This window comes from Methylobacterium brachythecii, assembly GCF_014196345.1.
GTDB classification, from domain to species: domain Bacteria; phylum Pseudomonadota; class Alphaproteobacteria; order Rhizobiales; family Beijerinckiaceae; genus Methylobacterium; species Methylobacterium brachythecii.
In genome coordinates, this window is sequence record NZ_JACIDN010000003.1 from 126,551 (window position 1) to 152,252 (window position 25,702).

The 25,702-nt window shown below is 67.9% G+C and carries 26 protein-coding genes; 12 read left to right on the forward strand and 14 right to left on the reverse strand.

Annotated features, from left to right (window positions below):
- The first annotated feature begins 224 nt into the window (after nucleotides 1-224).
- Nucleotides 225-548: a hypothetical protein gene (locus GGR33_RS08255; RefSeq protein ID WP_183503879.1), complete on the forward strand. Its 324-nt coding sequence runs from the start codon at nucleotides 225-227 to the stop codon at nucleotides 546-548.
- A gap of 262 nt (nucleotides 549-810) precedes the next feature.
- On the opposite strand, the gene GGR33_RS08260 is transcribed toward GGR33_RS08255, so the two are convergent.
- Together GGR33_RS08260 and GGR33_RS08265 are read right to left on the reverse strand one after the other, a co-directional pair.
- Nucleotides 811-1,020, reverse strand: a complete 210-nt coding sequence (locus GGR33_RS08260) for a DUF2934 domain-containing protein (protein ID WP_183503881.1) — start codon at nucleotides 1,018-1,020, stop codon at nucleotides 811-813.
- Nucleotides 1,021-1,131: 111 nt separating this feature from the next.
- Nucleotides 1,132-1,905, reverse strand: a complete 774-nt coding sequence (locus GGR33_RS08265; protein WP_183503883.1) for a sigma-70 family RNA polymerase sigma factor — start codon at nucleotides 1,903-1,905, stop codon at nucleotides 1,132-1,134.
- 345 nt (nucleotides 1,906-2,250) lie between these two features.
- Here GGR33_RS08265 and GGR33_RS08270 point away from each other — a divergent pair, with 345 nt between their 5' ends.
- Nucleotides 2,251-2,970, forward strand: coding sequence for a Crp/Fnr family transcriptional regulator (locus tag GGR33_RS08270; RefSeq protein WP_183503885.1), 720 nt, complete (start codon nucleotides 2,251-2,253; stop codon nucleotides 2,968-2,970).
- Between the two features lie 37 nt (nucleotides 2,971-3,007).
- Nucleotides 3,008-3,208, forward strand: a complete 201-nt coding sequence (locus tag GGR33_RS08275) for a DUF6894 family protein (RefSeq protein WP_183503887.1) — start codon at nucleotides 3,008-3,010, stop codon at nucleotides 3,206-3,208.
- On the opposite strand, the gene GGR33_RS08280 is transcribed toward GGR33_RS08275, so the two are convergent.
- Both GGR33_RS08280 and GGR33_RS08285 read right to left on the reverse strand, forming a co-directional pair.
- On the reverse strand, nucleotides 3,187-3,936 hold the full coding sequence (locus GGR33_RS08280) for a Crp/Fnr family transcriptional regulator (protein WP_284210678.1): 750 nt from the start codon (nucleotides 3,934-3,936) through the stop codon (nucleotides 3,187-3,189). The two genes, GGR33_RS08275 and GGR33_RS08280, sit on opposite strands and share 22 nt — an antisense overlap.
- Before the next feature lie 336 nt (nucleotides 3,937-4,272).
- Nucleotides 4,273-5,193 carry a LysR family transcriptional regulator gene (locus GGR33_RS08285; protein ID WP_183503889.1) on the reverse strand — a complete coding sequence of 307 codons (921 nt, stop codon included), beginning with the start codon at nucleotides 5,191-5,193 and terminating at the stop codon, nucleotides 4,273-4,275.
- A 119-nt stretch (nucleotides 5,194-5,312) separates the two neighbouring features.
- Between GGR33_RS08285 and GGR33_RS08290 the strand changes: the two genes are divergently transcribed.
- A complete protein-coding gene (locus GGR33_RS08290; protein ID WP_183503891.1) occupies nucleotides 5,313-6,239 on the forward strand; it encodes a ring-cleaving dioxygenase in 927 nt (308 codons plus the stop codon).
- Between the two features lie 56 nt (nucleotides 6,240-6,295).
- Nucleotides 6,296-6,934 carry an alpha/beta hydrolase gene (locus tag GGR33_RS08295; RefSeq protein WP_183503893.1) on the forward strand — a complete coding sequence of 213 codons (639 nt, stop codon included), beginning with the start codon at nucleotides 6,296-6,298 and terminating at the stop codon, nucleotides 6,932-6,934.
- A 110-nt stretch (nucleotides 6,935-7,044) separates the two neighbouring features.
- Here GGR33_RS08295 and GGR33_RS08300 read toward each other — a convergent pair whose 3' ends face one another.
- Together GGR33_RS08300 and hmuQ are read right to left on the reverse strand one after the other, a co-directional pair.
- Nucleotides 7,045-8,550 carry an undecaprenyl-phosphate glucose phosphotransferase gene (locus GGR33_RS08300; protein ID WP_183503902.1) on the reverse strand — a complete coding sequence of 502 codons (1,506 nt, stop codon included), beginning with the start codon at nucleotides 8,548-8,550 and terminating at the stop codon, nucleotides 7,045-7,047.
- Between the two features lie 491 nt (nucleotides 8,551-9,041).
- Nucleotides 9,042-9,374: a heme-degrading protein HmuQ gene (gene hmuQ / locus GGR33_RS08305; RefSeq protein ID WP_183503904.1), complete on the reverse strand. Its 333-nt coding sequence runs from the start codon at nucleotides 9,372-9,374 to the stop codon at nucleotides 9,042-9,044.
- Between the two features lie 430 nt (nucleotides 9,375-9,804).
- On the opposite strand from hmuQ, the gene GGR33_RS08310 reads away from it, so the two are divergent.
- Complete coding sequence (locus GGR33_RS08310; protein WP_183503905.1) at nucleotides 9,805-10,221, forward strand: helix-turn-helix domain-containing protein; 417 nt, start codon at nucleotides 9,805-9,807, stop codon at nucleotides 10,219-10,221.
- 3 nt (nucleotides 10,222-10,224) lie between these two features.
- Here GGR33_RS08310 and GGR33_RS08315 read toward each other — a convergent pair whose 3' ends face one another.
- The 8 genes from GGR33_RS08315 to GGR33_RS08350 form a co-directional block, all read right to left on the reverse strand.
- On the reverse strand, nucleotides 10,225-11,562 hold the full coding sequence (locus tag GGR33_RS08315) for a cobyrinic acid a,c-diamide synthase CobB (RefSeq protein ID WP_183503907.1): 1,338 nt from the start codon (nucleotides 11,560-11,562) through the stop codon (nucleotides 10,225-10,227).
- On the reverse strand, nucleotides 11,559-12,344 hold the full coding sequence (gene cobM, locus GGR33_RS08320; RefSeq protein ID WP_183503909.1) for a precorrin-4 C(11)-methyltransferase: 786 nt from the start codon (nucleotides 12,342-12,344) through the stop codon (nucleotides 11,559-11,561). Before cobM ends, GGR33_RS08315 begins: the two co-directional genes overlap by 4 nt.
- A 68-nt stretch (nucleotides 12,345-12,412) precedes the next feature.
- Complete coding sequence (locus GGR33_RS08325) at nucleotides 12,413-12,811, reverse strand: cobalamin biosynthesis protein (RefSeq protein WP_425488756.1); 399 nt, start codon at nucleotides 12,809-12,811, stop codon at nucleotides 12,413-12,415.
- A complete protein-coding gene (gene cbiE, locus GGR33_RS08330) occupies nucleotides 12,808-14,043 on the reverse strand; it encodes a precorrin-6y C5,15-methyltransferase (decarboxylating) subunit CbiE (RefSeq protein WP_183503913.1) in 1,236 nt (411 codons plus the stop codon). Before cbiE ends, GGR33_RS08325 begins: the two co-directional genes overlap by 4 nt.
- A gap of 102 nt (nucleotides 14,044-14,145) precedes the next feature.
- The gene (gene oxlT / locus GGR33_RS08335) at nucleotides 14,146-15,438 is read right to left on the reverse strand and encodes an oxalate/formate MFS antiporter (RefSeq protein WP_425488757.1); all 1,293 of its coding nucleotides are present in this window, start codon (nucleotides 15,436-15,438) and stop codon (nucleotides 14,146-14,148) included.
- A 139-nt stretch (nucleotides 15,439-15,577) separates the two neighbouring features.
- Nucleotides 15,578-16,453 (reverse strand): class I SAM-dependent methyltransferase, encoded by an 876-nt coding sequence (locus GGR33_RS08340; protein WP_183503915.1) that lies wholly within the window; start codon nucleotides 16,451-16,453, stop codon nucleotides 15,578-15,580.
- Entirely contained in the window at nucleotides 16,450-18,099 is a 1,650-nt protein-coding gene (locus GGR33_RS08345; protein WP_183503917.1) for a dihydroxyacetone kinase subunit DhaK, read from the reverse strand. Before GGR33_RS08345 ends, GGR33_RS08340 begins: the two co-directional genes overlap by 4 nt.
- 84 nt (nucleotides 18,100-18,183) lie before the next feature.
- Nucleotides 18,184-19,782 carry a gamma-glutamyltransferase family protein gene (locus GGR33_RS08350; protein WP_183503919.1) on the reverse strand — a complete coding sequence of 533 codons (1,599 nt, stop codon included), beginning with the start codon at nucleotides 19,780-19,782 and terminating at the stop codon, nucleotides 18,184-18,186.
- Nucleotides 19,783-19,937: 155 nt separating this feature from the next.
- Between GGR33_RS08350 and GGR33_RS08355 the strand changes: the two genes are divergently transcribed.
- From GGR33_RS08355 to gluQRS, 6 genes are all read left to right on the forward strand, one after another.
- Nucleotides 19,938-20,186, forward strand: a complete 249-nt coding sequence (locus GGR33_RS08355) for a hypothetical protein (RefSeq protein ID WP_183503921.1) — start codon at nucleotides 19,938-19,940, stop codon at nucleotides 20,184-20,186.
- A 134-nt stretch (nucleotides 20,187-20,320) separates the two neighbouring features.
- Nucleotides 20,321-20,620 carry a hypothetical protein gene (locus tag GGR33_RS08360; RefSeq protein ID WP_183503923.1) on the forward strand — a complete coding sequence of 100 codons (300 nt, stop codon included), beginning with the start codon at nucleotides 20,321-20,323 and terminating at the stop codon, nucleotides 20,618-20,620.
- Nucleotides 20,621-20,832: 212 nt separating this feature from the next.
- A complete protein-coding gene (locus GGR33_RS08365) occupies nucleotides 20,833-22,485 on the forward strand; it encodes an OFA family MFS transporter (RefSeq protein ID WP_183503926.1) in 1,653 nt (550 codons plus the stop codon).
- 112 nt (nucleotides 22,486-22,597) lie between these two features.
- Nucleotides 22,598-24,487 (forward strand): molecular chaperone HtpG, encoded by a 1,890-nt coding sequence (gene htpG / locus GGR33_RS08370; RefSeq protein ID WP_183503927.1) that lies wholly within the window; start codon nucleotides 22,598-22,600, stop codon nucleotides 24,485-24,487.
- A 53-nt stretch (nucleotides 24,488-24,540) separates the two neighbouring features.
- Complete coding sequence (locus GGR33_RS08375) at nucleotides 24,541-24,831, forward strand: hypothetical protein (RefSeq protein ID WP_183503929.1); 291 nt, start codon at nucleotides 24,541-24,543, stop codon at nucleotides 24,829-24,831.
- Complete coding sequence (gene gluQRS / locus GGR33_RS08380) at nucleotides 24,807-25,697, forward strand: tRNA glutamyl-Q(34) synthetase GluQRS (protein WP_183503931.1); 891 nt, start codon at nucleotides 24,807-24,809, stop codon at nucleotides 25,695-25,697. The genes GGR33_RS08375 and gluQRS overlap by 25 nt, the downstream gene beginning before the upstream one ends.
- Nucleotides 25,698-25,702: the final 5 nt, after the last annotated feature.

Below are 25,702 nucleotides of genomic sequence, written 5' to 3' on the forward strand. Positions count from 1 at the left end.
TCAACTACGTAGGGCACTCGTAGGAAGGTTATTTTCTGATCACCTCCCGCCTGCATATGCTTTTTAACATTTGAATTTCTGCGTAGAAATTTGGCTTAATAATCGTAGCCATTGCTAGATCGAGGGCCGGTTGATCGGCTAAGACTCGCGGGAGGCTCGCTGAGATTTGCGAATGCTGCCCATTGGAGAGGCGGTCGCCGGATGCCTCGCGGGAACAGTATCGAATGAGTAACGACGTCGAGTCGCGTCTTCTTGATCTCGAATTGCGTTTTGGACATTTCCTGACCAACACTTCCGAGACATTTGCCGAATTTCATGGTCAGGCTGCCGAGACGGCCGCACAGACCTCTGCCGTCATCGCCGTCATCCTTGAAGAACTGATCGACGATGGTGCGCTCGATCGCGGTCGTCTCATCCACGCCATGGAGATCCATGCCGGTTCCATCAGCGATGGCGGCCGCTTCGGCACCCGTCGGCTCGCGGTGGAGAGTCTGCTGTCGCATCTCAGGCCATCACGCAAAGGTGGCGGTTCACGATCGAGCCAATAGTTCGGGGGTCTTATGCGAAGCGCGATGGTTTCGAGTTGCGCTACCGCAAAGATGAAGCGCCACGATCTTCCTCAACGACAAGAGCGGCGGCCGCGAGCGTGCCGACGTAGCTCAAGATCGTCTAGAACCTGCTGTCCTTCGCGGGCTGCCAGATCTTCCAGGTGCTGCAGCATTTCCCGACCCTGCTGACCTCGACGGGAATGCCCAGCGTTTCGAAGTAATACGGCGTGGCCGTCCAGGCCTGAGCAGGCCCGACCCCTCCCTACGACTTCTCGGAGTTGGGCTTCGCCGCGACGTCCGGTTCCGTAACGTCGGGATCGGAGGACACCTGCGCCGCCCGCTCGGCCCGAAGCTCGCGCTCGGCCAACAGCCAGAACGTGATCTCGCTGCCCTCCGGCCGGTGGTTCCGGTCCCAGAGTTCATAGGCGCGAGCCCTGATCTCGGCGAAGGGAAGAGGCGGCTGCGAGGGCATTAACGACCCTGTGGATCACGTTGCGCGGCGATTGGTTCGAGGATGAGGGCGACCTGTACGCGGCAGACCGTTGCCACGTTTTCGAGGTACGCTCCAGACGGTCACGGCCTGTCAGGAGGCCGCAACGACGCCTGCGCCATTCACCACCGACATGGTGACGCGGTCGGCACCGATCTCGTCCATGTCGAGGCCGAGCAGGCCCGCGATCTGCTCACGCGCCCGCCAGACCCGGCTCTTCACCGTGCCGATCTTGCAGTTCATCACCACGGCGGCTTCCTCGTAGGACAGGTTCTCGATGGCGACGAGCACCAGGGCTTGGCGCATCGCATCGGGCAGCTTGGTGAGCGCGATCGCCATGTCCTGGAGGTCGAGCCGGCCGGGCTGTTCGGGGATCGAGACAAGACGGCCGCCCTCGTCGCCCGGGCTCATGGTCACCTCGCGGGAGGACTTGCGGTAGTTCGAGTAGAAGACGTTGCGCATGATCGTGAACAGCCAGGCGCCGAGATTGGTGCCGGCGGTGTAGCGAGCGCGGGAGCGCCAGGCCTTCAGCAAAGTGTCCTGCACGAGGTCGTCGGCGCGCACCCTGTCCTTGGTCAGCGAGAGCGCGAAGCGCCGCATGTTCGGCATGAAAGCCAGGAAATCGTCGTGGAAAGCGCGTGCATCGCGCGCTTCCTGGGCGGTCAGGGCCCGCCCGAGCCGCGCCAGCAGATCGGTGAACCGGCGCTCGCCGTCATCGCTTTCCGAGGCATCGAGCGGCCAGAAGGTCTGGTCAAGGACGGATTCGAGATGCCGTCGGATGAGCTCCGGAACACCCGACGATTCGACTGGTTGCTCCGGTCGCGCCGATTCGTCGCCGGCGAGAGGTGCTTCGAGCGTGAGGGTCATGGCGGGATCCCCGTATTGCGATGAGGAGGCGCTGCCGACGACGGCGACCGAACGAAGGGCTGGGATCGGCTGCGGCTCGCAGACCGACGGCCGAACAGCCGTCCTCGATGTCCCAACGCTCGTTCAGTCAGCCTCCTCCGATGATTTAGCGTGACAATTCTTTGCTGAATCGTAGAGCTTGAAAGCTGAACGGGTAGGCTCCGCTGATCTTATGTCTTGAAGCGTACAGTCGATGCCCAGCCGGTTTTGGCTGACTCTTTCACGATGAGCACCCGGCTCGTCATAGTGTACGAAATCGCACAGTATGTGAGCTGTTGATTTACGCTTCTATCTGCAAGGAATTACTTGTCTCAGCAGCAGCAAACCAGCCTCCGTAACAGGCTTCTGCGTGTACTCGGACCGAATGATTTCGGGCTTCTTGCGCCTGCGTTCGAGCAGGTTTCACTGACGCTCGGCCATCACCTCACCGAAGCGAACCAACCGCTCGGCCACGCCTATTTCATCGAGAGCGGGCTGATCTCGCTGCTGGCGGACACGGTGCGTCCGGGTGCAAACCGCGTGGAGATCGGCATCGTCGGGTTCGAGGGCATGGTCGGCTTGCCCATCGTACTCGGGACGCGTCGATCGCCGCACGTCGCCCTGGTCCAGGCCGAGGGCCGGGCGCTCGCGATACCAGCCCCTGTGCTGGACGAGGCCCTGAACAGCAGCCGGACTCTTCGCGGTGTTCTCGGCCGCTACGCCCAGAGCCTGATCGTTCAAGTCGGTCAGACAGTCTGCGCCAACGCGGATTTCAACATTGAGGCGCGGCTCGCGCGCTGGATCGTGATGACGCAGGATCGCCTCGGCCGGGACGATCTGCCGCTCACGCACGAGTTCCTCTCTTTGATGCTCGGCGTGCGCCGGCCCGGCGTGACGACGGCGACCCACATGCTCGAGGGGGCCGGCATGATCCGTGCTCAGCGCGGGCGGATCACGGTTCTCGACCGGGGTAAGCTCCTCGAACTTGCCGAGGGCTCCTACGGGGGTGCCGAGGCCGAGTACGAAAGGCTGCTGGAGGAGGGGTGAACTGCCGCGATACTTCCTCAACACGAGGCGGGGGCAGGTGCTCATCCGCGACGAGGAGGGAGACGAGTTGCCCGACATGGCCGCGGCCGAGGCGCTCGTTGCAGAGATCCTGCGCGACATGCTGCGCCTGCCGCATGTCTACGGGCCGCCGCGCCGATGGCGGCGCGACGTCTTCGTGGTGACGGACGAGACCGGCGCGGTGGTCGCCGAGATCCCCTACGCGAACGTGCTGTCGTAGGGAGCCGGCGGACACCGTCGAAGCGGGCCGACCAACCGTTCATATTCCGCCTCGGCCGTGCCGTAGCTCTCGCCTGCCGCCTCTTCGAGACGGCGCCGCTCGAGCACCGTCACGCGTCCGCGCCGTGCCCGGATCAGGCCTGCGCCCTCCAGGACGTGGATCGCCACCGTCACGGTCGGCCGGCGCACGCCGAGCATCATTGAGAGGAAGTCGTGCGTCACCGAGAGGTCGTCGCCGTCCTGCCGGTCGTGATACATCAGCAGCCACCGGGCCAGACGCTCCTCGGCCGGCGCCGCCGCGTTGGCGAGCGCGGTCTGTGCGGTCTGGATCAGGAAGGTCTGAGTGTAGCGCAGCAGCAGGTCGCGAAAGTCCCTGCTGCGCTCCGCGGCGCGCTGGAAGACTGCCGCGGAGACACGGTGCCCGCGCCCGGCGACCTGCATGAAGATCTCGTGCGGGATGCGGTCCGCCCCGAGCAGCAGCGCGGTTCCGGAGACGCCATCACGCCCGAACAGGCCGATCTCGACGCGGCCTCCGCCGATTTGGCGGGACACCACCGAGCACAAGCCTTCCTCGATGAAATAGGCGTGCGTGATCGACTGATCCGGCTCGGTGATCACGGTGCCCAGCGGCAACTCGACTGGCTCGAGGTACTCGCGGAGCCATGCGGCGTCGGCTTCGGCAAGGATGGAGAGCAGATTGTTCTTGTAAGTCACGTTGGCCGCGGACACCGACGAGCATTGAACGCCTGCAATCGGCGACGTCCCCGCGCACCGAGGTTTCGTCGCTGCCGCAGCGATACCTGTGCCGCATAGCGAAATGGCCGGCGAAGGCGACTGGTTTGTGAGCCGGCGGAAGGAAGCGTCTGAAATCGAACGATCTTTCGGGCGCATATCGTTCAGGTTGTCCCGGGACGCACTCGGTTGCCGCCGGACGTCGCGGTTGCCACTTCATCGGCGCCCGAAAGCCGGGCCGGGAAGGCCCACCCGAGGCGTGTTCTCGGATCGGTCCAAGGCGCGAGAACCCGCTTCGGATGAAAAACCGTCGCCTATTTTCGGCAGGCTGCTCTAGGCGCGCGCCTTTCGCGACCAAGCCGCCTCGGAGAACGCCCGCGCCAGCGCATCGATGACGGCGGTGACGCGGGCCGGGCGCGGCTCGCCGGGCGGCGTGACGAGGTGGAGGGCGATGGGCGGCAGCGACCACTCTGCCAGCACGCGCTCCAGCCGTCTGGCAGCCAGGTCGTCCCAGGTCATGAAATCGGGCTGCACCGCAACGCCGAGCCCGGCCAGCAGTGCCGGGGCGAGGGCGTCGGCATTGTTGGCGCGCAACCGCCCTTCCGGCACGACGACGGTCTCGACCCCGTCCGGTCCGGTGAAGTGCCAGCGGTCGGGCGTCGGCAGGTATGCGTATCCGAGGCAGGCATGCCCGGCGAGCTCGCGAGGATGCACCGGGCGCCCGTTTCGATCGAGATAGGCGGGGCTCGCCACCAGGGAGCGGCCGACCGTGCAGAGGCGCCGCGCGCGCAGCGAGGAGTCGGCGAGCGCCGCGATCCGCAGGCCGATGTCGAAACCGCCGCCGACGAGGTCGACTAGCGCATCGCTGAGATGAAGATCGACCGAGACCTCGGGCAGTTGCGCGAGCATGTCCGGCAGCAGCGGCGCGACGTGAAGCAGCCCGAACGACATCGGCGCGGCGAGCCGCACCAGTCCGCGCGGCAGACTCGCGGCGGCGCTGGCCTCGGCTTCGAGGGCCTCGCCCTCCGCCAGGATGCGCACGGCACCGTGCCGGGCCGCATGCCCGGCCTCGGTCAGGGCGAGCCGGCGCGAGGTCCGATGAAAGAGACGAGCGCCGATCCGCGTCTCCAAACGGCCCAGCGCCTTGGACACGGTGCCTTTGGCGAGCCCAAGCTCTTCTGCGGCCCGGCTGATCGAGCCAGTCTCGGCAACCCTCGCAAAGATCGCCCAGGCCTCGAAATCCGGAAGTGCCATGAGCCTGCAATCAGAAACGATGCATTTCCATTGTTTCCATTTTCAACCCAGCTCGCAAGGCCCAGATTGTCCTCATCGACGAACGGCGCCCTTCGGCACCGACGACAGGAGATCCGGCCATGTCCGAGCACGGCATCCATCACGTCACGGCCTATGCTGGTTCGGCCCAGCGCAACCTCGACTTCTACACGCAGGTTCTCGGCCTGCGGCTTGTGAAGAAGACGGTCAATTTCGACGATCCCGGCACCTACCACCTGTATTACGGCGACGAGACTGGTCGGCCTGGCACGATCCTGACCTTCTTTCCCTTCGACCATGCGGCCCCCGGCCGGGTCGGGATTGGGGAGACTCAGGAGACCGCCTTCCGGGTGCCGCGCGCCTCGATCGGCTGGTGGACGCATCGCCTCGTCGAGAAGGGTGTAGCTCACGAGGCGCCGACGCATGTCTTCGGCGAGCCGGTGCTGCGCTTCCGCGATCCCGACGGCATGATGCTGGCGCTGGTCGGCGCCGAGGATGAGGGGGAGGGTGCCTATGCCGGCGGCGATGTCCCGGCCGAGCACGCCATTCGTGGCTTCCACGGCGTGACGCTGCTCCTCGGCGCGGCCGAGAAGACGGCGGCGATCCTCACCGGCGTCCTCGGCTTCCACGAGACCGCGCGGGAAGGCTCCAGCATCCGCTTCGCGAGCGGCGTTTCGCAGGGCGGATTCGTGACGCTCAGGGCGGTCGGCGGCTTCCTCAGCGGCCGGCCCGGGGCGGGATCCGTCCACCACATCGCCTTCCGGGCCGCGGACGATGCGGCGCAGGAAGCGATGGCGAAGGCTCTGACCGAGACGCACGGGCTCGCGGTCACCGAGCAGCGCGATCGCCAGTACTTCCGCTCGATCTACTTCCGCGAGCCGGGCGGCGTGCTGTTCGAGATCGCTACCGATGGTCCCGGCTTCGCGGTGGACGAGCCTGTGGAGGCGCTGGGCCGCGCCCTCAAGCTGCCGCCCTTCCTCGAAGCGCATCGCGCACAGATCGAGGACGTGCTGCCGAAGGTCGCCTGATCCGAGACCCCGTCCCCGGTGGGACGGGGTCTCTCCTTCTCTTTCGGAAGATGGCCATGTCGAACGAAACAAACCTCTCCTTCATCCACCGCTTCGAGCCGGGCACGGATGCCGGGCAGCCGCCTTTGCTGCTCTTGCACGGCACCGGCGGCGACGAGACCGATCTGCTGCCGCTCGGCCGATCGCTGGCACCGGGCGCGGCCCTGGTGTCGCCTCGGGGCCGGGTTCTGGAGAACGGTATGCCGCGCTTTTTCCGGCGGCTGGCCGAGGGCGTGTTCGACGAGGCCGATCTGCGCCAGCGTACCGGCGAACTCGCTGATTTCGTGGAGGGGGCGCGGGCCGCCTACGACCTTCCAGCGCCCATCGCCATCGGCTTCTCGAACGGCGCCAACATCGCGGCCGCCATGCTGATGCTGCGGCCAGAAGTGCTGGCCGGTGCGGTGCTGCTGCGTGCGATGGTGCCGCTCGCCACGCCGCCCGCGGTCGATCTCGCTGGAAAGCCGGTACTGCTGCTCTCCGGCATGGCTGACCCGATCGTACCGGAGGAGAATGCTCGTCGTCTCGCCGACCAGTTGCACCAAGCGGGCGCCGAGGTCGAGCACGCGGTCCTGCCGGCGGGACACGGACTCGGTCAGGCCGATCTCACCCGGATCGCGGCTTGGCTGCGTAGCCAGCGTTTGCCGGCGGCGGCCTGATCGTCGCCGCGCCGATCGGAGCCTCGAAGCTGCCGGTGCGGCTCGGCCTTTTCCCGGATCACCTTGCGGTTCGTTGCAGGTGTCCGGGAAGAGGGCGCAGAGTGGCGCGCTCAGAACGCGTTCCGGTAGGCCCGAGGCGAAATCACGGTCTGGACCATGATCTTGATGTCGAGCCAGATCGACCAGTTGTCGATGTAGTGGAGGTCGGCCTGGACGCGCTTCTCCATGTCGGCATCCGTCAGGGTCTCCCCGCGAAAACCGTTGACCTGGGCCCAGCCGGTGATGCCGGGCTTCACGTTGTGCCGCCGCGCGTAGAGGGCGATGCGGCGCTCGAAGCTGCGGTCGTGTGCCAGAGCATGGGGGCGGGGGCCGACGAGCGACATCTCGCCCCGGATCACGTTGAGGAGCTGCGGCAGCTCGTCGATGTTGGTCTTGCGCAGCATGGCGCCGACGCGGGTGATACGGTTGTCGACCCGGCTCGCCTGCTTGAAGACGGCGTTCTTCTCCACCTTCATGCTCCGGAACTTGAAGACACCGAAGGCCTGCTGGTTGAAGCCGTAGCGGCGCTGCCGGAAGAAGACCGGCCCGGGGCTGTCGAGCTTGATCAACAGGGCCACCGCGATCAGCAGCGGCGCGATCATGATCAGCGCGATCACCGCGAGGGTCAGGTCGAGGCAGCGCTTCAGCAGCACCTCGCCGAGCGTCAGCGGCCGCCGGCCGATGTTTAGGCCGTTCAGGCGTCCCACGCGGGCGACCTGCAGGTCGGGGAAGCGGTCGAGCATGGCGCCGGGCCGCAGGTGCAGGGCCGCCGGCACGCGCAGGAAGGCGTCGATGCAGCGCTCGACATCCGCCGTTTCGGCCCATGGCACCAGCACGAAGACGTCGTCGGGCCTGAGGAAGCGCACCACCGAGACGGCGAGCTCGAGATCTTCCGACAGCAGAGCCTGACAGCTCTCGGCATGCGCCTGCGGTTCGGGCCGGCGCAGGTAGCTCGTGCCGATCACACGCAATCCGAGATCGCTGGCGCTGTTGTTTTCGTAGAACCGCGCGATGTCCTCCTCGTAGCCGACGAGATGGATGCGGCTGACCGAGGCCGAGGCCGGGGTCACGGCGCGGCGCACCACTTCCACCATGGTGGCGCGCACGATCAGCACCGCCGGCAGGCCGGCCACGAAGAACACTACCGAGATGACGCGGGAGAAGTCGTTCGTGGTCTTGGTCGCGAAGCCGATCACCAGGGCGGTCGCCCAGGCCATCAGCCACAACGTCGCCGTCCGCCGCAGATGGGCCGAGCGCGAGAGGTAGTTCTCGATGCTGTATTCCTCGCGCACGAGGTTCGTGACGAGCACGATGGTGCTGACCAAGGCGCCGAGCTGCAGGCTCAGGCTCTGTCTCAGCGGCAGCAGCTCGCTCGTGTAGGTGTAGTAATACGCGACCTCGATCGCGAGGCCGAGGGCCATGATCGCCAGCAGGTCGGCGAGGGCGAGAGCAGCCGAGATCGAGAGGCGGAAGGCGGCGCGCCCGCGGCGCGGCATGATCGCCGTCCAAACGGCACGGCTGCTCGCGCTCTCCTTGGGGAGGCTGCGAAACGGTCCAGTGAGGCGGTCCTGGTACATGGTGCTCGCGTTGTTTCGCGGTGAACCGGGCAAGTGTCCCGAAACGAAACGTTGCCGCCTCGAATTCCGGATCTGCCTCGCTCAGAGCAATCTCCGAGCCCCCGCGAAGAGGCTCGTCGTTGCCGAGTGACGAGCCGCGAAAAAACGGACCGTCCCTCACGCTTCACTGCAACCGGGCCCACCCAACCCGCTTGCCGCTTCTCTCTCCGCGCCACGTGAACGAAAACCGGCGCGCCATGCGGGCGCGCACATCGCCAGACGCCTCGCAGCTCATGCTGCAGGCCTCGGGCGTCGATTTGCGTTGTCGGGACTCGGACAGTGTCGGGGGATGTCTATATTAAAAATACATCAACTTTGTCCGCGGCAAACACAGCATCCGCGCAGCCGTGCCCGCGTGAAGAATACTTAGACACAGGGTATCGGCGGCCGCGACGATCGCGTGCCGCCATCCAGCCCGACCGGAGCAAGCCGTCGGTACCCTAGGAACTCGTTCAGGCCGCCGTGGCGCTCCGCGTGGCTGAGCCTTCGACAGCCTCGAACCCCTCGAATTGCGGGTGGCCGAGATAGAGGGGCTTGGTGCCGGGCACGCGGCCATGCGCCTTGCGGAACTGCTCGGACCGAGTCCACGCCTCGAAATCCGATTTCGAGCGCCAGATCGTATGCGACGCGTAGAGGACGTGGTCCTCCGCCTCCGGCCCGCGCAGCAGGTGGAATTCGACGAAGCCGTCCATCTCCTTGAGGTGGCTGTCCCGCCCGAGCCAGACCTGCTCGAAGTCCTGGGTCGCGTCCTTCACGACCTTGAAGCGGTTCATGGCGATGAACATGAGGTGTCCTTTTGACCGGTTGGTCGTCCACGACCCGGCGTGAACCGGAGAAGCGCGCGGCGTGGTCTGCGGTCCTTCTAAGTAATCCGGTCCAGCGCCGCCAGCCATGCGCCGAATGAGCAGCAAGCGCGGCGATCATGTCGATTGAGTTCATTATTCAAGGGTTGCATCTCGTATACATTTCATGGTGAAGCTCCACCCGCGGCGATCGACCGCGACAGGCTGGATATTGCTACCGCCGGTGGTGAACCCTCCCGATCCGTCTCGGGTCAGGCTGATCCGCAGACGGCAAGTTCCGGTTGAGTCCGAATAGAGGGGAGAATGGCCGGCTTGTGACGGCCGTCGGGTGAGGCAGCCCGCTCGTTCTTGTGCGTCCTCGGTGGTCCTCGAGATGCGCACGACCCTTTCGGCAGGACCGGTCTGAACACAGATGCCCAAACAGACGACGGACGTCGACCGCCTGGTCGGCTTGCGGATCACGGCGTTGCGCAAGGCGCGCGGGCTGAGCCAGACGGCGCTCGGCACGGCCGTGGGTGTGACCTTCCAGCAGGTCCAGAAATACGAGAAGGGCCAGAACCGCGTCGGCGCCGGCCGTCTGCGCGAGATCGCCCGCCTGCTCGAAGTCCCGGTCGCCGCCTTCTTCGAGGATGACGACGCACCCAACGAACTCCAGGGCCGCTCCCCGGACGTGTTTGGCTTTCTCTCGGCGCAGGGTGCGATCGAGGTGCTGCGCGCCTACGCCTCGATCGAGGACGACGACCTGCGCCGCGATCTCCTCGCCATCGTGCGCACCGCCGCGCGCATGGACAAGAAGGCGAAGCCCGCCGAGATCCAGCTCGACGCCTGACGCCTAATCCGAGGCGGATGCTCGGCGCGTCTGCCCCGCGATCAGGTGGAAGAAGCTGCCGCTGACCCGGCCGCGCCGGTGGCCGGCACATCCCAGCACAACGCCTTCCGCATCGGTGACACTCGCCAGTGCCTCCTCTGGGCCGGGCGGTTGCGTCAGTTCGGCCGCGTAGTGGAATTCGTGCCCGACGAGCCGGGCGCCGGCGCTTCCGAGCATTCCATCTGCGAGCAGGGTCGCGACGCGGTAGCCGAGATGGAGCTTGCGTGCCTTGTGGGAGGTGGCGACGGGTAGCAGCCCGGCCATCGCGTGAGCCGTGCCGTCGGCATCCTCGAGGCTTTGCCCGAGCACCATGTAGCCGCCGCACTCGCCGTGGACCGGCCTCGTTTCGGCGAAGACGCGCAGACCGTCGAGGAACCGCGTCGCCGCGGCGATGCGGCCGGCATGCAGCTCTGGATAGCCGCCGGGCAGCCAGCAGGTGTCGCAATCGGCCGGGGGGGGCTCGTCGGCGAGCGGCGAGAACGGCACGAGTTCGGCGCCGGCCGCGCGCCAGCCCGCGACGAGGTGCGGGTAGAGGAACGAGAATGCAGCGTCCTGCGCAACGGCGATCCGCTGCCCGGGCGGCCAGGGCAGGGTGCCCGTTCCTTCCGGAACGCCGCCACCCGCCAAGGCGACGATGGCGTCGAGGTCGAGGGAGGATTCGCCGAGATCGGCCAGCCGTTCGAGGCGCTCCAGCAGATCCGCCGTCTCGCCGGCCTGGACCAGACCGAGATGGCGCTCCGGCAGGATCAGACCGGCATCGCGCATCATCACGCCGAGCACGGGAATGCCGATGCGGGTGAGCCCCGCCTCGACGAGCCTGCGGTGGCGCGGGCTCGCGACCTTGTTGAGCACCACGCCTGCGACCTGGATGCGGGGATCGTAGCGCGCGCAGCCGAGCGCGACGGCCGCCGCCGATTGCGCCGCGCCGGACACGTCGAGCACCAGCAGCACCGGCCAGCCGTAGCGAGCGGCGATGTCGGCATTGGCGCCGGTCCGGCCCTCGCGGGCGACGATTCCGTCATGCAGACCCATCGACCCTTCGGCGACGACGAGGTCGGCATCCTGGCCAGCCAGCGCGGCGGCAGTGTCGAGCAACGCATCCGGCATCGCGAAGCTGTCGAGGTTGATGCTGGGATGGCCGGTGGCGGCCTCGTGGAAGGCCGGATCGATGTAGTCTGGCCCGCATTTCGCGCCGCGAACCGCGACGCCGCGTCGGCGCAGGGCCGTCAGAAGCGCCAGCGTCACGGTCGTCTTGCCGGAGCTCGATCGCGGCGCGGCGACGACCAGCCCGCGGGCGCTCACGCGTCGTCTCCGCGCGCGGCGGCTCCGAAGCCGGGGCGGAAGCGGCGATCGTAGCCGGCGGAGTAGAGCGCAGACTCCCGAAAGTTCTCGGGTTCGAGGGCACGACCAACCAAGATCAGCGCCGTCCGCTCCAGCCGGGCTTCGGCCACCGCCTCGGCGATCGTCGCGAGCGTGCCTGTGAGCACCTGCTCGTCGGGCCAGGTTCCGCGAAACACCACGGCCGCGGGGCAGTCGGCGCCGTAGAACGGGATCAGCTCCGGCACGAGCCTGTCGATGACGTGGATCGAGAGGTGCAGCGCCAGGGTCGCGCCGGTGGCGGCGAACGCAGCCAGCGTTTCGCGCTCGGGCATCGCGCTGGCGCGGCCGGAGGTCCGCGTGAGCACGACGGACTGGGTCAGGCCCGGCACTGTCAACTCGCGCCGCAGCAGCGCCGCTGCCGCCGAGAACGAGGGTACGCCCGGCGTCACCGTATAGGGGATGCCGAGGGCATCGAGCCGGCGGGTCTGCTCGGCCAGCGCGCTCCAGACCGAGAGGTCGCCGGAATGCAGCCGCACGACGTCGAGCCCGGCTGCGTGGGCGGCGACCATCTCCGCAACGATGGCGTCGAGATCGAGCGGAGCGGTGTCGACGATCCGCGCGCCCTCCGGACACCAGGACAGGATCTCCGGCGCGACCAGCGAGCCGGCATGCAGACAGACCGGGCAGGCGACGATGAGGTCGCGCCCCCGCACCGTGACGAGATCGGCTGCACCAGGTCCGGCTCCGACGAAATGGACGGTCATGAGGGATCGATCGTATGGCTCGGACGACGGTGAGCGCGCCGCACGCCGCGGGGCGGCTCGATCTCGCTCTAGGCGGAAACGCCGGCGAGCGCGAGGGTCGCACCGGCGCTGGCGATGCGGGGCAGGATCAGGACGGCCCCCGCTCCGGCTCCGGCCAGGGCCGCTGCTTCGGCGAGCGAGCCGATGCCGCGCTCGGCCTCCATCCGTGCCGAGCGGGTCGGTACGCACGCATCCACCGCGCGCAGGGCTTCCGGCGAAACGCCGATCACTGGACAACCGAGCGCGTCGGCCGCTTCGCGAAGCGGGGATTCTCCGGCGCGGTCCTCGGCCGTGGCCAGGGCGAGCAGCCGGTCCGGCGCATGGCCAGCCGCCGCGAGCCCCTCGCGCACCAGCATGACGATCTCGTCTGCCTGCGTCGCGTGCCGGAAGCCGACCCCGGCGACGATCTCGCGCGGCGGCCGGCTCACGGCTTCGTCCAGGCCCATTGCGTCACCGGCATCGCCTGACGCCATCCGGTGAGGCCACCGACGGACGAGGCCTTTGCGACGGAGAGGCGTCGCAAGTCGCCGCCTGTCTCGCCGAAGGCCGCTAGCAACGCGGCCTCGCCTTCGAGCGTGACCGCGTTGGCGACGAGACGGCCGCCGGCATGCAGGGCGGCGCGGCATGCGGCGAGGAGGCCTGGATGTGAGACGCCGCCGCCGACGAAGATCGCGTCGGGCACAGGAAGACCGGCGAGGGCTGTCGGCGCCGCGCCTTCGATGAGGCTCACGCGCTCCGGCACGCCGAGGTTGGCGGCGTTGCGGGTGATGCGCTCGGCTCGCTCGGACCGTGCTTCGATGGCGAGCGCCCGGTTGGCCGGATGGCGCAGACACCATTCGATGGAGATCGAGCCGGCCCCGGCCCCGACATCCCAGAGCAGCGCACCCGCGAACGGCTTCAAGGCCGAGAGCGTCACGGCCCGGATCTCGGCCTTGGTGAGCTGCCCGTCATTCTCGAAAAAGGTGTCGTCGAGGCCGGTTGCGAGGGGCAGCACCCGCGCACCGGGCTCGGCCACCACTTCGATGGCCAGCGTGTTGAGCGGGTCGATGTCCTGCTGCGGAAAGCCGGCGGCCTCGCCGGAGATGATCCGCTCGCGCGGGCCGCCCATCGCCTCGAGCACGGTGAGGCGGGACCGGGAAAAGCCGCGCTCCACGAGCAGCGAGGCGACCGCGGCCGGCGTGGTGCCGTCCCAGGACAGCACGAGCAGTCGCGCCCCGGGCTGAAGGGCGGGGACGATGCGGGTGAGGGCGCGCCCGTGCAGCGTCAGGCAGTCCGTCTCGGCGAGCGGCCAGCCGAGGCGGGCGGCTGCGAGGCTGAAGGCGGAGGGTTGCGGATAGGCGCGGATCTCCGCCGGCGGCACCAGCCGGGCGATCTCGGCGCCGATGCCGTAATGGAAGGGGTCGCCGGTAGCGAGCAGGCAAGTGGGCTGCCCGCGCCGGGCCAGGATCGCGGGATAGGCGTCGCCGATCGGGCTCGGCCAGACATGCGTCTCGGCTGTCAGTGGCTCTGCCAGCGCCAGGTGCCTGCGGCCGCCCCAGACGGCCTCTGCGGCGTCGAGCGCGGCGGAGGCCGCGGGCGAGAGCCCGGCGCGGCCATCCTCACCGATGCCGATGACGGTCAGCCAGGGCCGCGCCTCCCGCGGAGAGAGCGGCTCGCTCATAGGAGGATCGGATCCTGGGTGGCGGGCATGAAAAAACCGGGGTCGCGGAACGACCCCGGTTACTCGTGCCATTCAGGATTGGCGAGTCGGGACTGGCTGCCGTCAGACGGCAGCCGGCTTCGCCGCGAGCGGCGCTGCCAGGCTCGAACCGGCCGTCATCGGCCTTCCGAGATAGGCCCGCCGCGCCGGCTTGAGCACGAACCAGGCGAGGGTTGCGGTGACCAGGTCGAGGCCGATGGCGATGCAGAACACCGGCACCCAGCTTCCCGCCGAGTCGTGGATCATCGCAGCGAACGGCCCACCGAGCAGCGAGCCGACACCCTGCGCCATGTAGAGGAAGCCGTAGTTCGTCGTGGCGTGCTTGGTCCCGAATGTGTCGGTCAGGGTCGAGGGGAACAGCGAGAAGATCTCGCCCCACGCAAAGAACACCACGCCCGAGAGCAGGGCGAAGGCATAGGCGTTCTCGCGGTAGACCAGCAGCAGGGCGATGGCGCAGGCCTCCAGGGCGAAGGCGATCGCCATGGTGTTCTCGCGGCCGATATTGTCGGAGACCCAGCCGAAGAACGGTCGCGTCAGGCCGTTGGTGATGCGGTCGAAGGTGAGCGCGAAGGGTAGGGCCGCGAAGCCGAAGACCAGGGCGTCGGCGACACCGAACTCCTTTGCGAAGGCGGCGAACTGCGCCACGACCATGAGGCCGCCCGTCGACATCATCGCCATCATCGCGAACATCAGCCAGAACAGCGGCGTCTTCAGCATGACGGCAGGCGCGACGTCCTTTGCGGCGCTGGCGACCTTGTCGGCCGAGATTTCAGGGATCTCGCCGGGCTTGGGCTGGCGCAGGCCGAGGGCCGCGACGAAGCCGATCACGCCGAGGATCGCACCGAACACGAGCAGCGTGTGCCGGTAGCCCGAGGCGGCGATCATGTCGGTAATCGGGAAGGTGGTGGCGATCGCACCCATGCCGTAGCCAGCCGCGACGATGCCGGCGGCGAAGCCGCGACGGTCGGGGAACCAGCGCACCATCAGGCCGATGATGCCGACATAGACGATGCCGGTGCCGAGGCCGCAGAGCACGCCGTAAGTGGCATAAAGGCCGTAGAGCGAGTCGATCTGCGAAGCTGCGGCCCAGCCTGCGCCGCTGAGCGCCGCGCCGAACGCGATCATACCCTTGGCGCTGAACCGGTCGATCAGCCAGCCCTGGGCCGGCGAGAAGAAGGTCTGCAGGACGATCAGGAGCGTGAACGTCACCTGGACGGCCGGAAGACCGGCGCCGGTGGTCGCCTGGAAGGGTTTGACGAAGAGGGTCCAGACGTATTGCGGACTCGAGATCGTCATCATGACGAGAAGCCCGAGCGCGAGCTGGATCCACCGTGTCTTGCTACTTGTATTCATCATTCACTCCTGGCGAGGAATGATCAGCAAGGGGTATGCCAGCTCGGCTGCCCGATCCGGTAGGCTCGCCGATTAATGCAGGATTAAGCCGGTGATGCGTCTGGCATGCAAGATGCAGGGCTAATTTTATGCACAATAGTGCCTATCGACGTGTGGCCGAAATCAGCCAGCAGGCTGCTCCGAGCCGCACGGCGCCGTCCCGGACATGGTGTTCGAGCGTTTCGGCGACGGTGGCTCGTGCGCTTTCGCGAAGGTCCGCATCGCGGTCGCGCAGCAAACGAGCGACCGGCCCGAGATCGACCACGATGTCGGTCGCGGCGTCGACCGCCTCTTTCGCCGATCCATCGACGGAATGGCCGATCGTCAGGGTTCGATCGATGGGGTCGCAGCTGATGTCGCGATACCCGGCAGCATCGAGGATCGGCAGCACCGCGCGGGGATCGGCAAAGCGGAACGGGCCCGGCGCATCGGGCGCCATCGGTTCGCAGCCCGGCACGAGCGGCAACACGACCTCCCGAGGCACCCGCACCCAGGCATTCTCCTCGAGCGCCCGCCAGCACAGGAACGTCAGCCGACCACCCGACCCGAGCGCGCGACCGATATTGTCGAACGCCGCTTCGGTATCGTCGAAGAACATTACGCCGAAGCGTGACAGTGCATGATGGAAGGCACCCTGCCCAAAATCATGGCTCTGCGCATCGGCCTCGATCCATTCGATGGGCGCGGTGCTCGCCGGTTCGCGTGCGGCGCGTTGACGGGCGACCGCGAGCAGCGGCGCCGAGAGGTCGGCGGCAAGGACGCGGCCGCTTTCGGTCACGGTCCGTGCCGCTCGCAGAGCCGTTTTTCCGGCGCCGCAGCCGATGTCGAGCACGCGCTCTCCGGGGTTCAAAGCGGCTCGCTTGAACAGGGCATCCGTCAGCGGCTTGAAGACTGCGTCCAGGGCTGCGTGCCGGGCCGCCCAGCGTTGGCCGACCTCGCCGTTCCAGTATTCGATCTGATCGCGATTCTGCTCGGTCACTTGGGTGCTCCCCTCGGCAGGCCTGCCAGCGCTTCGAAGGCGATCGCCACCGCGACGGCGCCCGGATCCTCGTGACCGGCGAGGTCGGAGGCGGCGAGGTAGCTGGAGCGCCCGGTTCCGGCCCGCTGCATGCTCGCCGTCGCCGCGGCTCCGTCGCGCGCAGCCCGCGCCGCCGCTTCGAGGCCGCCGGTCTCCAACGCTTCGACGGCGGGGATCAGCGCGTCGAGCATCGTGCGGTCGCCGGGGCCGGCACCGCCGTAGTCGCGCACGCGCTCTACGCCGCGGGCGAGAGCCGTCGGCCAAGATACCCCGTCCGACAGGGCGGAGCCGGCTGCTGCGAAGAAAATCGACATCAGCACACCGCTCGACCCGCCGGCCGCACGGCCCAGACGCTCGCCGAGTGCCCGGCACAGGGCGGCGGCATCGGCCTGGGGCAACCGGTCGAGATCGCCGAGCACGGCACGCGCTCCTCCGGCGAAGGTCGAGCCGGTATCGCCGTCTCCGACCTTTGCATCGAGAGCATTGAGGCTGGCCTCGGCTCCGATCAGGGCTTCGCAGACCGCGGTTACGGCACCGGCCGCGGCCGCATCGTGCGAGGGCGTCGGCTCGGGGGCTCCGCGCAGACCATCGGGCAGCGCTCGCACCAGCGGCGCGGCGACCGGCCGCGCACGGGGCCACGCCGGAACATCCGTCTGCGCGAGCAACGCCGCTTCGAGTTCGTCGTCGAGGGCGAGGAAGGAAAGCGAAACGCCGTGCATGTCGAGCGCCGTCATTGCTGGCGCAGGTCCGAGCACGAGCGCCACCCGGGCGCCGAGTGGCGTGTCGAGCACCGCTTTCGTCAGGATCTGCATCTCCAGTGCCGTCGCCGAGCCGAGATTGTTGACGAGGAGCGCGAGCCGCTGCGAGGCCGCGACGGTTCCGGAGAAACGCTCCGTCATCTGCCGGGCCAGGGCCGCCGCCTTGGGCAGCGTGATCCGCTCGATGCCCGGTTCGCCATGGATGCCGAGGCCGAGTTCGGCCTCGCCCTCCGCGAGGCGCTGCTCCGGACTGGAGCCGGGGATCGTCGCGGTCGAGACGGCAATGCCGAGGGATTGCACGGCACCGGCCGTGCGGCGGGCGATGGCCGCCACCGCGTCGAGCGATGCGTCCGTGACGGCCGCATGCCCGGCGATCTTGTGTACGAAGAGCGTCCCGGCAATGCCGCGCGGCTGCGCGGCGTCGGGCAGGGCGATGTCGTCGGCGACGAGCACGGTCTCGACCTTGATCCCGGCGGCGCGGGCCCGCTCGGCGGCGAGGCCGAAATTCAGCCGGTCGCCGGCATAGTTCTTCACGACGAGCAGGCAGCCCGCAGGCCCGGTCGCTGCGAGGATGCCCGCGAGCACGGCATCGACCGAGGGCGAGGCGAAGACGTCGCCGCAGATGGCGGCGCTCAGCATCCCGGGTCCGACGAAGCCTGCATGGGCCGGCTCGTGGCCGGAACCGCCGCCCGAGATCACGGCGACCTTTCCCGGGTCCAGCTCGGCGCGCAGCACGACGCGGATCTCGGGATATCCGTCGAGCCGCGCGAGGGTGCCCCCGCTCGCGGCCAGCAGCCCATCGATGGCGTCGGTGACGAGGCCGGAGCGCTCGTTGATGAAATGCGCCACGGCAGGGGCTCCGGTCGGTTCGGCTCAGGGGTGCCGACTTATCTCGGTCGATCTGCCCTGGGCTTCAACGGCGCGACGAAGCGATCAGAGCCCAGCCGCACCGCCATCTGAACGCGGGTCGTGCGTCGCCTCGATCCGGCCGTTACTCGGATGGCGGATCAGCATTCCGGCATGGCCGAGGGAGTCCATATACGCACCGCCGACTTCCTCGATGTCGTGCCCCATGTTGCGCAAAGCCGCGATGCAGCCCGGATCGAAGCGATCCTCGACCTTCACGCTGAGCGACTCTGCCCCCCAGGTCCGGCCGAAGAGCAGGCGAGGGGCGTCGACCGCGTCGGCCGGCGCCATGCCGTAATCGGCGTATCGCGAAAAGATCTGGGCCTGGAATTGCGGCTGCCCGTCGCCGCCCATGCTGCCATAGGACATGACGCGGCCGTCGGCGAAGGCGGCGATGGCCGGGATCAGCGTGTGGAACGGGCGACGGCCCGGCTCCAGCGGATTCACGGCCTTCGGATCGAGCGAGAACGACATGCCGCGATTCTGCCAGCAGATGCCGGTCGCCGGCAGCACGGTGCCCGACCCGTATTCCCAATAGACCGACTGGATGAAGGACACGGCCATGCCGCTGGCATCGATCGCACCCATCCAGACGGTGTCGCCGTCGCCGGTCTTCTTCGAGGGGAAGGGACCGGCACGGTCCATTGCGATCGCCCCCGTCTCGCGGGCGAGGTATTCGGGCGTCAGGAAGCTCGCCGGGTCGGCCTTCAGGCGGTCGAAATCGGTGACGACGCGGTCGCGGACGGTGAAGGCGCGCTTCGTCGCCTCGATCAGCGCATGATAATAGGCCGTGCTCTCCGGTGCCTTCACGTCGAGCCGGTCGAGGATGCCGAGGATCATCAGCGCCGCCAGCCCCTGCGTCGGCGGTGGGAAATTGTAGAGCGTGGCCCCGCGCCGCCTCAGCGAAACGGGGACGCGCTCCTTGGCCGAATAGCCGGCGAGGTCGGCACGCGTGACTGGGGCGCCGAGCCGTTCCAGATCTGCGGCGATCTCGCGGCCGACATCGCCGCGGTAGAAGTCGTCGAGCCCGGCATGCGCGAGCTGTTCCAGCGTCGCCGCGAGCTTCGATTGCCGCCGGATGCTGCCGGCCTCGTAAGGTTTGCCGCCGTCGAGATAGGTGGCGGCGAAATTCGGGGCATCGTGGAGCGTGTCGAGTTCCTTCGGCACGTAGCGCTCTTCCGAGGGCGAGACCGGACAGCCCTCCCTCGCGTGCCGCACGGCGTCGGCGAGAAGCGTCTCCAGCGGCAGACGACCGCCCAGTGCCCGGGAGAGATCCAGGGCAAGCCGCCAGCCGCCGATCGTGCCTGCGACCGTGATCGCGGCATCGGGGCCGCGCGACGGCAGGACGTCGTAGTCTTTGGCTCGGTAGCGCTCGATCGTCGCGAGGCTGCCCGCGGGTCCGCAAGCCTCGATGCCGCGCACGCGGCCGCCCGGCTCGCGCACCAGCCAGAACCCGTCGCCCCCGATCCCGTTCATATGCGGATAGACCACTGCGATGGTCGCGGCCATGGCCACCATCGCCTCGATCGCGTTGCCGCCCTGCGCGAGGACGATCTGCCCGGTTTCCGCGGCGAGGCGGTGAGGCGCGGCGACGGCGGCGGACGAGAAGACGGGTGTTTCGGGCATGAGACGTTTCGGTTTCGAGGGATCGTTCGCGGCGCAGGCATCGGCGAAGGCGGCATCAGGACCATGCGGACAAGCATGGAGCAAGCCGGACGGTGACGCCGGCGCGCGCGCTTCCTAGATTCCGCGGAGAGGGTGCGGGATGCGGGAGTGGCCGGATGGCCGATGGGACGACGTTCTTCGCCCGAGGCTTCGAATACGTCCTGGGTCGGCTCGTCGCGACGACGGACAGTGCCGCGAACAGTCAGACCGAGGCTCTTCTCCGTGCCGAGACGCTGGCTCGACGTTTGCCCGGCGCGGCGGCCTTCGCCGTTCGACCGCAGAGGGATGGAACCGAGGTCCGAACCATTCTCGGTGCCTTCGGGGACGTGCCGGACGACGTGATCGATGGCCTCGCCGGAGGCTAGCCGGCTCATTGTTCGATTGGTTCCGATAAATCGTGCGGGTTCGTCGCGCTAGTTCAGCGATGTGGCGAAAAGGAAACTGCGCTGGTCGCGGCTCGATGAGATGATGTATTCGCGAATCGGCGAGACCTTCCACAATGAAGCACAATGAGCGGGCGCTTCTTCAGGAGCGCGTGAGAACACTTGTCTTGACGCATGCCCTCGAAGCAACGCTCAGTCGTCTTTCGACGATGAGCGGCGCTGGTGCCGAGGAAGAACTGACCAATCTCGAATACCATATTGCTGCAGCCGGCCGCACCCTCGGCACGATGCCCGGCGAGCTGGCGCTGAGCACCATGGTCGCGGTCGAGGACGCCATCACCACGATCCGCGGTGCCTTCGACCGCGCGCATGACCGTCTGGAAGTTGCCCCACCCCTGGCCTCGATCGCGGCCTGAGTATTCTGCACATTCTGGCGGCATGCCCGGCATACAGAGCGGGCATGCTGCCCCGGCGCGGGTATTTTGTATAAACTTTTTCTTTGCCGGTTGCCAAAATCGGTTTGTGTCTGTCCTGTGGCTCTGGCCGAATAAGCGTGCGACAACCAGCACGCGAGCGGTTGATGACGCAAATGGCCCGCAAGCGGCCAGCGCCTTGGAGAGACTGACCAATGACGACCCGCACTGCGGAGGCAAGCGGCGTTCCCGCTGCTGCCCCGAGCTGGCTTTCCCGCGAATACACCGTTGCAAAACCCGGCTTCAATCGATGGATGGTCCCGCCTGCGGCGCTGGCCATCCATCTCTGTATCGGCATGGCCTACGGTCTGTCGGTGTTCTGGTTGCCCCTGTCGCGCGCGCTGAGCGTCGGCCAGCCCGCCGCTAAGTCCTGCCCCGACATGAGCGTGTTCACCGCGCTCTTCACCACGACCTGCGACTGGCGCGTCAGCGACCTCGTCATCGTCTTCTCCATCGGCATCGTCGTGCTGGGCATCTCGGCCGCGATCTTCGGCGGCTGGCTCGAGCGGGCCGGACCGCGCAAGGCCGGCATCGTCGCGGCGATCTGCTGGGGCGGCGGCTTCCTGATCGGCGCGGCCGGCGTGTTCGTCCATCAGCTCTGGCTGATCTGGCTCGGCATGGGCCTCATCGGCGGCATCGGCCTCGGTCTCGGCTACATCTCGCCGGTCTCGACGCTGATCAAGTGGTTTCCCGATCGGCGCGGCATGGCCACCGGCATGGCGATCATGGGCTTCGGCGGCGGCGCGATGATCGGTTCGCCCCTGGCCGACCTGCTCATCAATACCTTCAAGTCGTCGACCAGCGTCGGCGTCTGGGAGACGCTCGCCGTCATGGGCGTCGGCTACCTCGTGTTCATGCTGGGCGGCGCCTTCGGCTACCGTGTGCCGCCGGCCGGCTGGTATCCCGAGGGCTGGACGCCCCCGGCTGCCAAGAGCGGCATCGCCACGGGCCACGTGCACCTGAACAACGCGCACAAGACCCCGCAATTCTGGCTGCTCTGGCTGGTCCTCTGCCTCAACGTCTCGGCCGGTATCGGCGTGCTCGCACTCGCCTCACCGATGCTGCAGGAGATCTTCGGCGGCCAGCTGATCAACCAGCCGGGCGTCGGTTTCTCGGCGCTCGACGCGGCGGGCAAGACGCAGGTCGCGGCAATCGCGGCCGGCTTCGTCGGCATCCTGTCGCTCGCCAACATCCTGGGCCGGTTCTTCTGGGCCTCGATGTCGGACAAACTCGGCCGCAAGCTGACCTACGCGATCTTCTTCGGCCTCGGCATCGCCCTCTATGCTGGCGCCCCCTGGGCGGCCGGTCTCGGCTCGACGGTCCTGTTCGTCGTGTTCTTCTGCGTGATCCTGTCGATGTATGGCGGCGGCTTTGCCACCATCCCGGCCTATCTCGCGGACGTGTTCGGCACGCAGTTCGTCGGCGCAATCCATGGTCGCCTGCTCACCGCCTGGTCGACGGCGGGCGTCGTCGGCCCGGTGGTGGTCACGGCCATCCGCCAGCATCAGGTCGAGGCCGGCCTGCAGGGCCTCGAGCTCTACAGCCGCACCATGTACGTGCTCGCCGGCTTCCTCGCCGTCGGCTTCATTTGCAACCTGCTCGTCCGTCCGTTGGCGCAGAGCTGGTTCATGAGCGATGCCGAGGTGAAGGCGCTAGAGAAGGGCACGACCGTGCAGTCCGGCGGTTCCGCCGGCATCGGCGGCGGCGGCCTGTCGGTCACCGCGATCGCGGCCTGGGCCGTGGTCGGCATCCCGATTGCCTGGGGCATCTACAAGACGCTCTCCAAGGCGGCGATCCTTCTCCACTAACGACGAAAAGCGGGGCGGCCTCAGACGAGGCCGCCCTTTCCTTATGGCCGATTGAAATACGCCGGCGCAGACGGCATATCCCGCGCGGAATTCCGACGTGGGAGACAGACCTTTGAGCGAGACGGACACCGTCAACGCGAACGTGGAGCGGCACGAGTTCGGTGCGGAGGTCGGGCGGCTGCTCGATCTCGTCGTTCATGCCCTCTACTCCGATCGCGAGATTTTTTTACGCGAGCTCGTCGCCAACGCAGCCGACGCCACCGATCGCCGTCGCTTCGAGGCGCTGACGAACGAGGCTCTGGCGCTGCCGGCCGACGCCAAGATCCGCATCGCCCCCGACAAGGACGCCAAGACGCTGACGATTTCGGATTCCGGGATCGGCATGTCGAAAGAGGATCTTGCGAAGAACCTCGGCACCATTGCCCGCTCCGGCACCCGCGCCTTCTCGCAGGCGATTGGCGATGCCAAGCCCGCAGAAGGCGCCGAGGACAAGCGCCCGAGCCTGATCGGCCAGTTCGGCGTCGGCTTCTACTCGGCTTTCATGGTGGCCGATCGCGTCACCGTCACCTCGCGCCAGGCCGGCACGGACGACGCGTGGCGCTGGGCCTCCGATGGCCAGGGCAGCTACACGATCGAGAAGGCCGATCGGGACCAGCCTGGCACGGACATCGTCCTCAACCTCAAGGACGATGCCGGCGAGTACCTGGAGAGCTACCGGCTCGACCATGTCGTGAAGAAGTGGGCCGACAACATCGCCGTGCCGATCGCCATCGTCGGCGAGGAGGGCAAGGAAGAGGCCGCCAACCAGGGCACCGCCCTGTGGCGCAAAGCCAAGTCCGAGATCACGGAAGAGCAGTACAAGGAGTTCTACCGCACGGTCAGCCACAACTTCGACGAGCCCTGGGCGACGCTGCACTGGCGGGCCGAGGGTGCGCTGGAATTCTCCGGCCTGCTCTTCGTGCCGGGTATGAAGCCGTTCATGCCGGTGGAGGACGACCGCCGCTCCAAGGTCCGGCTGCACGTGCGCCGCATGTTCATCACCGACGAGGCCGAGCTGCTGCCGAACTGGCTGCGCTTCGTCGCGGGCGTGGTCGATACCGACGACCTGCCGCTCAACGTCTCGCGCGAGATGCTGCAATCGACCCCGGCGCTTCAGAAGATCCGCCGCGCCGTGACGACCCGCGTGGTCAACGAGCTGACCAACCGCTCGAAGAACGCCGAGAAGCAGGACGAGTACCTGAAGTTCTTCGAGAATTTCGGGCCGGTCCTCAAGGAAGGCATCTACGAGGATTTCGAGCGCCGCGCCGAGATCGCCCCGCTGCTGCGCTTCCGCTCGACCACGCAAGAGGGCTGGACCACGCTCGGCGAGTACGTCTCGCGCATGAAGCCGGAACAGGAGGCGATCTACTACCTCGTCGCCGACGACGCCGACGCGGCGAAGAAGTCTCCACAGCTCGAGGGCTTCGCCGCCCGTGGGGTCGAGGTGCTGCTGCTCTCCGACCATGTCGACGCCTTCTGGCCGGAGCAGTTGGCCAAGTTCGAGGAGAAGTCGCTTCGCTCGGTGACCCAGGCCTCGGCCGACCTCGCCAAGCTGAAGCCCGAGGGTGAGACCTCCGAGACGCCGGAGGCCGACAAGCTCGTCGCCGCCCTCAAGCTCGCCCTGGAGAAGGACGTCTCCGAGGTGCGCACCACCGACCGTCTCGTCGACAGCGCCGTGGTGCTGGCCTCCTCCGGCATGGGCCCCGACCTGCAGATGCAGCGCCTGATGCGCCGTGCCGGCCGCAGCTTCGGCGGCGGCAATCCGATCCTGGAGATCAACCCGCGCCACCCGCTGATCCAGGCGCTCAGCGCGCGGGTCGAGGCCGGGGAGGACATCACCGAGCCAGCGGGCACGCTGCTCGACCTCGCCCGGATCCAGGACGGCGACACCCCGCGCGACCCGATCGGATTCGCCCGCGCAGTCGCGGCGGCACTGGCCGGCACCACGACGTCGGCCGGCTGAAGCTGAGCGGCGGCCCGTTGACAGCCGGGCCGCCGACAGCCGAGGTGAGGGCGATGGCCACCGACTCTTCGCCCCTCTCCCACGCCTCGCGACGCGATGGCCCCATCGCCCTGGCCATCGCCGCCGTCGTGGTCGCAACGGTGGTGATCGGAGCCCTGGCGCCTGGCGTCCCGCACAAGCCGGCGCCGGCTGCGGCGGTGTTCCCCGACAGCGATCCGACCTGTGCCGAATGGAGCGACGGCTGCCGCGCCTGCATGCGGACGCCCGACGGTCCGGTCTGTTCGACCCCCGGCATCGCCTGCACGGCCGGCCAACAGGAATGCCTGCGCCGCGCGACGCCGTGAGCACGCCGCTCCTCCGTTTCGCCCCGAGCCCGAATGGCCGCCTGCATCTCGGCCATGCCTATTCCGCCCTGCTCAACGACGCGACCGCGCGGCGGCTCGGGGGGCGCTGCCTGTTGCGGATCGAGGACATCGATCCGGTTCGCTCACGGTTGGAGCTGATCGCGGCGATCGAGGATGACCTCGGCTGGCTCGGGCTCGCCTATGAGCGACCCGTCCGGCGGCAATCGGAGCATATGAGCGTCTATCGCGCGGCGCTCGATCCGCTGATCGCGCGAGGCCTGGCCTATCCCTGCTTCTGCTCGCGGGGGACGATCCAGGCGCGGGTCGCGCAGACGCGCGCGGAAGGGGCGGCGATCGCCTGCGACCCTGATGGCGCGCCGCTCTATCCGGGCAGCTGCCGTATCTTGTCCGGAGAAGAGGCGGCGGCGCTTCGCGCCCAGGGCGCGCCGCATACCTGGCGACTCGACATGGCTTGCGCGCTCGATGAGGCGCCGGGTCCATACGCTTTCCGGTGCTTCGAGCCGGACGGCTCCGAAACTGACGTTCCGGCCGACCCATCGCGCTGGGGCGATGTGGTGATCGCGCGGCGGGACGTGCCGACGAGCTACCATCTCTCCGTCGTTCTCGACGATGATGCCCAGGGCATCAGCCACGTCGTTCGCGGTGCCGATCTGCTCGCCGCGACCGACCTGCACGTGCTGCTGCAACGCCTGCTCGGGCTCCGCTCACCGGCCTATCACCACCACCGGCTGATCATGGCCGAGGACGGCGAGAAACTCGCCAAGTCGCGCGGCTCGGAGACATTGGGCGACCTGCGCGCGGGGGGGATCAACGCGGCCGAGATCCGAGCCAAGCTCGGGTTCTGAGCTTC

Bases quoted from the DNA above. Each gene is read 5' to 3' on its own strand.
- GGR33_RS08290 (WP_183503891.1), top strand. From the start codon at position 5,313: ATGTCCGAGCACGGCATCCATCACGTCACGGCCTATGCTGGTTCGGCC.
- hmuQ (WP_183503904.1), bottom strand. From the start codon at position 9,374: ATGTTCATCGCCATGAACCGCTTCAAGGTCGTGAAGGACGCGACCCAG.
- cobM (WP_183503909.1), bottom strand. From the start codon at position 12,344: ATGACCGTCCATTTCGTCGGAGCCGGACCTGGTGCAGCCGATCTCGTC.
- GGR33_RS08260 (WP_183503881.1), bottom strand. From the start codon at position 1,020: ATGCCCTCGCAGCCGCCTCTTCCCTTCGCCGAGATCAGGGCTCGCGCC.
- GGR33_RS08355 (WP_183503921.1), top strand. From the start codon at position 19,938: ATGGCCGATGGGACGACGTTCTTCGCCCGAGGCTTCGAATACGTCCTG.
- GGR33_RS08350 (WP_183503919.1), bottom strand. From the start codon at position 19,782: ATGCCCGAAACACCCGTCTTCTCGTCCGCCGCCGTCGCCGCGCCTCAC.
- GGR33_RS08265 (WP_183503883.1), bottom strand. From the start codon at position 1,905: ATGACCCTCACGCTCGAAGCACCTCTCGCCGGCGACGAATCGGCGCGA.
- cbiE (WP_183503913.1), bottom strand. From the start codon at position 14,043: ATGAGCGAGCCGCTCTCTCCGCGGGAGGCGCGGCCCTGGCTGACCGTC.
- gluQRS (WP_183503931.1), top strand. From the start codon at position 24,807: ATGCCTGCGCCGCGCGACGCCGTGAGCACGCCGCTCCTCCGTTTCGCC.
- GGR33_RS08360 (WP_183503923.1), top strand. From the start codon at position 20,321: ATGAAGCACAATGAGCGGGCGCTTCTTCAGGAGCGCGTGAGAACACTT.
- GGR33_RS08375 (WP_183503929.1), top strand. From the start codon at position 24,541: ATGGCCACCGACTCTTCGCCCCTCTCCCACGCCTCGCGACGCGATGGC.
- GGR33_RS08295 (WP_183503893.1), top strand. From the start codon at position 6,296: ATGTCGAACGAAACAAACCTCTCCTTCATCCACCGCTTCGAGCCGGGC.
- oxlT (WP_425488757.1), bottom strand. From the start codon at position 15,438: ATGATGAATACAAGTAGCAAGACACGGTGGATCCAGCTCGCGCTCGGG.
- GGR33_RS08285 (WP_183503889.1), bottom strand. From the start codon at position 5,193: ATGGCACTTCCGGATTTCGAGGCCTGGGCGATCTTTGCGAGGGTTGCC.
- GGR33_RS08255 (WP_183503879.1), top strand. From the start codon at position 225: ATGAGTAACGACGTCGAGTCGCGTCTTCTTGATCTCGAATTGCGTTTT.
- GGR33_RS08300 (WP_183503902.1), bottom strand. From the start codon at position 8,550: ATGTACCAGGACCGCCTCACTGGACCGTTTCGCAGCCTCCCCAAGGAG.
- GGR33_RS08310 (WP_183503905.1), top strand. From the start codon at position 9,805: ATGCCCAAACAGACGACGGACGTCGACCGCCTGGTCGGCTTGCGGATC.
- GGR33_RS08365 (WP_183503926.1), top strand. From the start codon at position 20,833: ATGACGACCCGCACTGCGGAGGCAAGCGGCGTTCCCGCTGCTGCCCCG.